This is a genomic window from Croceitalea vernalis (assembly GCF_031846405.1).
GTDB classification, from domain to species: domain Bacteria; phylum Bacteroidota; class Bacteroidia; order Flavobacteriales; family Flavobacteriaceae; genus Croceitalea; species Croceitalea vernalis.
In genome coordinates, this window is record NZ_JAVRHU010000010.1 from 1 (window position 1) to 4,209 (window position 4,209).

3 protein-coding genes and 1 pseudogene are annotated in these 4,209 nt (G+C 32.6%); all 4 read right to left on the reverse strand.

The genetic code is table 11. The features are described from left to right. A pseudogene (locus RM520_RS15140) lies at window positions 1–407 on the reverse strand (hypothetical protein); the annotation flags it as partial. A gap of 560 nt (window positions 408–967) precedes the next feature. Continuing rightward, complete coding sequence (locus RM520_RS15145; RefSeq protein WP_311388554.1) at window positions 968–2,899, reverse strand: OmpA family protein; 1,932 nt, start codon at window positions 2,897–2,899, stop codon at window positions 968–970. 10 nt (window positions 2,900–2,909) lie between these two features. Continuing rightward, window positions 2,910–3,875 carry a PorP/SprF family type IX secretion system membrane protein gene (locus RM520_RS15150; protein ID WP_311388555.1) on the reverse strand — a complete coding sequence of 322 codons (966 nt, stop codon included), beginning with the start codon at window positions 3,873–3,875 and terminating at the stop codon, window positions 2,910–2,912. A gap of 1 nt (window position 3,876) precedes the next feature. Beyond that, a partial coding sequence (locus RM520_RS15155; RefSeq protein ID WP_311386513.1) for a T9SS type B sorting domain-containing protein occupies window positions 3,877–4,209 on the reverse strand: 333 nt, incomplete at its 5' end.

Sequence of the window (4,209 nt, forward strand, 5' to 3'; positions counted from 1 at the left end):
TCTGCTCCGTCTGCTCCAGGTAATCCTTGTGGGCCTTGGGCACCATCTGCTCCCGCTGGACCAGTTAAATTTGAAGTTGTAAAACTTGAACCATCAGTGTAATTAAAAGTATAAGTACCATCTCCATTATTAACAGTACCGTTAATTCCATTTCCATCTGCACCATCCACTCCATTCACGGAAGAAGCTTCCCAAGAATCTCCATCCCAATAAAAAATATTACCAGTATTTGTGTTTACGTAGATATCGCCAACTTCAGCTCCCGTAGGTGTTGTAGCTCCCGGAGTTGTGACATCAGTTCCGCTAAGCACTTCACAATTACATTGATCCTGTAATGTAACTGTTGTTTGGGAGAACCCAATTGCCGTAACAAAAAGAAAGAGTGCAATACTTAAGCTCTTTTTCATGGTTAGAATTGTATTTAACATCGTAGGTATATGTTTTCTATTTATGTACTTCAAACTATATTTTAGTTAGTAGTGTTTTATCTAATTTCCGTTTTGTGTATAACTACACGCTACAAAATTAGTTTTAAGATGAGCTGAGTAAAATAATTGTTGTGTATCTATATAATCACACGGTATAGCATCCAAAAAATGAGGTGAACAGATTTATTTCAAATGCTTTTTATCGATAAATTCAATAATATCAAGGAGTATGAAAGACATAAAATAATTAAAGAAGTAAGATTTTTCTCAATTAAAAGATGTAATATTTAATTACTTTTTGATTAACACCTTTAGTACTTTCTGCAATTCTTAAATTTTTCAGTGTTTTATAAAGTCTTTACTAAGAGCTGTTACAGTTTTGCTCTATGAATAAAACAATTAATAATGGTGTTTCCAAAACTAATAGTTAGGTCATAGAATCTAATTAAAAAAGAAGGGGATTTACTATAATAATTAATCAATTAATTAGTGATTTGATATTATTGAGAGTTAAAATAGTTAAATATAATTAATGATTCTTACTCTAAAATAATGAATTCAGAACGCCTGTTGAGTTGGTGTTTTTCACTTGGGCAAGGTACTCCATTACCACATTCATTAAGTAATTTTTCTTCGCCGAAGCCTTCACCATCTATTCTAGTTGATGAAATACCCTTGCTTATCATATATTTTACAGTCGCATCAGCACGTTTTTGAGATAGCCATAAATTATATGCATCATTACCTCGACTATCTGTGTGAGCATTTACTTTAATTCTCAAACTGGGATATTTTTCCATAGCTACAATAACCTTTTGAATTTCGATTTCAGCATCTGGTCTAATATTGAATTTATTGAGGTCAAAATATATAGTACTTAATTGTAATAGTTTTGCCAAATCATCACCAAATCCACCGCTAACTATATCTCTTTCTAGATAGAAATCAACAATTTGAGGCTTTCCGTATGATCTTGAAAGATATTCTTCTGAGGGAACATAACCTTCCATTAAAGCTCTTACAAAATTACCTTTGTTACAGTCCAAACCTAATGAATACTCTCCCTTGGCATCCGTAATAGTTGAAGAAACTTCATTGTTTTCTTCATCAATAATCTTGACAGTTGCACCGACTAAAATCTCATTAGAAATTCTATCCCTAACCGTACCAGTGACGTCTTGTAAACAATCTAATTGAATGGGCTCGTTCTCAACAAATCCATAAATATCATCTTCACCAAGTCCATCTAATCGATTCGAAGCAAAAAATCCTTTTTTACTTTCTTGATCCATAATAAATGAAAAATCGTCGAATTTGGTATTAATAGGTTCACCAACGTTCACAATAGGCTGATCGTACTCTTCAAAAGCAATCTTTGTTGCAAAAACATCTAACCCTCCTAAACCTGAATGACCATCGGAAGAGAAATACAGAACATCATCGGAAGTAATAAATGGAAAAGTCTCTCTTGCTACGGTATTTATTGTTTTCCCAAGATTTACTGGAGAACCATATGTACCATCACCTATGATTTGAACTTTAAAAATATCTGACTCACCTAAAGTACCTGGCATGTCTGATGCAAAATAAAGTGCTTTCTCATCTGGACTTAATGCCGGGTGAGCTATTGAATAACTATCACTATTAAATGGTAATTCTGTAATATCAATCCATTCCCCGTCAACTAATTTCGCCTCATATATCTTTAAACGTGTGGTACCTTTATCATCTTTATATTTTTTACCATCTAGAAAATTATTTCTAGTAAAATACATAGTCGTACCATCTTTTGTAACTATGGATGTTGATTCATGAAGTCTTGTATTGACATCTCCTAGAACCTTTTGAACTATGTTATCTGAAGCATCATTATCCTTAACAATAAAAAGATCCAGAAAATCTTTAGAATTCCAAGTATGGCGATATCTTGCAAAATTACCCGTATCTCTATCAGATGAGAATATTAACCCATTATTATAAAAAGCAGGAGCAAAATCTGAATATTTTGAATTATACTTAAATTGTTCAATGTCATATCTTCCAGAATTCTCTTTAATCTTTTCTAAATAATCAAAGATCTTTGTTTTACCATCATTATCTGGATTAGTTTTTTCTGCAAATCTAGTCATCATAATATTTGACTTTTGATAATCACCAAGAGTCTTTAATGTTTGAGCATATCTAAACAAATAATCAGGGGTAATTACAGAATCATACTTTTGAACTAATTTTTCATAAATAGAAGCTGCATCTTCATACTTTCCGTTATAATAATAGGCATTACCAAGTTTCTTTAGGATATCTGAAGATTCATATCCTTTTTCCAAAACCTTTTCATAAATATCAATGGCAGGACGAAAGGAATATTCGTCATACTTTTGATTAGCACGTTCTAGAATACGTTCCTGTGAAAAAGAGTAAAAGTGTACTCCTAATAAGGCAATTGTAAAAAGAAGTAATTTTTTTAACATGCTGTATTATTTAGAAAAAACGAGGTGATACTGTACGTTGGAATTTCTTTAAAAGCTCTAATCGTAAAAAAACTTCAAAAGATCCTTCATTAAATCTAGTACCACCAAGATCAGTTGTTTCCTTATCATATGCTAAGCCCAACATAATCTGTTCTGAAATTTGAAAACCTGCTAATGCGCTAACAGCAGCATCCCATCGGTATGCAGCTCCGAAACTAAATTTGTCATTAAATAAAAAGTTCGCTGAAAGATCCACTTGTAAAGGAGCTCCACCAACAGCCTTTGTTAATATGGCAGGTTTGAACTTTAAATTTCCATTTAAATCAAAAACATAACCAGTGATTAAATAAAAATTAATGCGTTCCGTAGCAAGAAAGTTTATTCCATTTGCGTCAGTGCTATTATTATCAAAATATTCTGTTTCCAAAATATTTGGAGCAGAAAATCCTGCGTAAAACTTATCAGTATGGTAGTAAACTCCTAAACCAAAATTTGGAGAAAACTGATTATCAATATTGTCTTGTTGTACAACTTCTTCATCAAAATTTCTTAAACCTGCAAAATCGAGGCTCAACATATTTCCACCACCTTTTAAACCGAAAGACAATTTTCCATTCTGAGAAACGTCTAAGGTATAAGATATTACCGCATCTAAATATGTTTCTTGAACAACACCATCACCAATATTGTCATTCACAATTGAAATACCATAACCAAGACGACTATTTCGTATTGGAGAATGTAAATTAATGGTGAACGTTTCCGGAGCTCCTTCAAGTCCAACCCATTGCGAACGATACAAACCAGCAAAAGAAAGTTGGCCTCGTGAGCCAGCATAAGCAGGATTAACACTTAATGTGTTAAACATGTATTGCGTATATTGGGCATCTTGCTGGGCTATTAAGCCCTCAAAGGTCAATACCAGAAATAAAACTGGAATCCAAATACCTTTTTTAATACTATTGATTTTCAACATATTATCTGCTTATGTATAGATATTCAGAATCAGTAAATCTTCCTTCATCTGTTTCATATTCAAATATATAAAAATATACTCCCGGAGGAAGGTAGTCATCAACGCTTAAAGTAGAGCGACCTTTTGATCTACCATCAAAAACATTATTAACATTATTATAGTTGGTTCCTTCGTATACGGCTACACCCCATCTATTAAAAATCTTGAGAGTATTTGACCTTACATTTTCAAGACCTCTAATAAATAAGAAGTCATTTTTAAGATCCCCATTTGGAGTCAAAATTTGATTTACCTCTATCTCCTCATTACTAGAAGGTGGAGGAGTATCATCTAT

What these genes read in the sequence shown, in the direction of transcription:
- RM520_RS15145 (WP_311388554.1), bottom strand. Translation starts at nt 2,899, where the DNA reads ATGTTAAAAAAATTACTTCTTTTTACAATTGCCTTATTAGGAGTACAC.
- RM520_RS15150 (WP_311388555.1), bottom strand. Translation starts at nt 3,875, where the DNA reads ATGTTGAAAATCAATAGTATTAAAAAAGGTATTTGGATTCCAGTTTTA.